1 protein-coding gene is annotated in these 1017 nt (G+C 67.9%); it reads left to right on the forward strand.

The window, feature by feature from the left end:
* The coding region (locus ACK1U9_RS00115; RefSeq protein ID WP_449109583.1) for a LysR family transcriptional regulator at positions 1-915 on the forward strand (915 nt) is incomplete at its 5' end.
* Positions 916-1017 lie beyond the last annotated feature (102 nt).

The following is a 1017-nucleotide window of genomic DNA, read 5'->3' on the forward strand; positions in this document are numbered from 1 at the left end:
GCCCACCTGCGCACCCTCGACCACCTGCTGCAGCTGAAGAACCTCAGCCACGCCGCCGAGCGTCTGGGCGTCAGCCAGTCCGCCCTCAGCCGCCAGCTGGCCCATCTGCGCGAAGCCTTCGACGACCCCTTGCTGGTACGCCAGGGCCGCGGTTACGTGCTCAGCGAATACGCCGAAGCCCTGGTCGAACCCCTGCGCCAGGTTCTCGAGGAGCTGCACGCCCTGCGCCAGCCCGCGGTGTTCGACCCGGCGCGTTGCGAGCGGCGCTTCTGCCTGGCCGCGTCAGACTATGTGGCCGAGCACATGCTGCCGCTGCTGGTGGCAGCGCTGGAGCGCGAAGCGCCGGGCGTATCGCTGGAATATCGAACCTGGCAGGCCGGCCAGTACACCTTGCTGGCCAGTGGCGAGATCGACCTGGCAACCACGTTGTTCGACGAGTCGCCACCCAACCTTCACGGTAGGTTGTTGGGCGAGGACCGCGCGGTATGCCTGATGCGCCACGACCACCCGCTGGCCGCCCGCGGCGCGCTCAGCCAGGCCGACTACCTGGCGCACAAGCATGTGCGTATTTCCGGTGGAGGCGACAAGGACAGCTTCATCGACCGCCACTTGCGCGCCCAGGGCCTGCAACGGCGGGTCAGCCTGGAAGTGCCGTTCTTCTCTGCCACCGTGCAGGTGATCGCCAACAGCCAGGCGCTGGCCACCGTGCCCGAACACATCGCCCGGCAGCTGTGCCGCCTGCACGACCTGGCCTGGCGGCCGCTGGGCTTCATCGACCACAGCCAGCGCTACTGGGTGGTGTGGCACCAGCGCCTGCAGGCCTCGGCCGAACATCGCTGGTTGCGCAACCGGGTGTTCGAGTTGTGGCGCCAGTCGCAGTTCGGTGTGCAGGGCGGGCATGCGGGTTTGCCATAGCAGGTATGCGCGAGGCGGGGTTATTCACTTCGGGATAGGTGCCTAGACTGGGGGCATTGCGCTGCCTGTAGCGGCCTCTTCGCGGGGAAAACCCCACCCCCA

It is taken from the genome of Pseudomonas sp. XP1 (assembly GCF_053557675.1).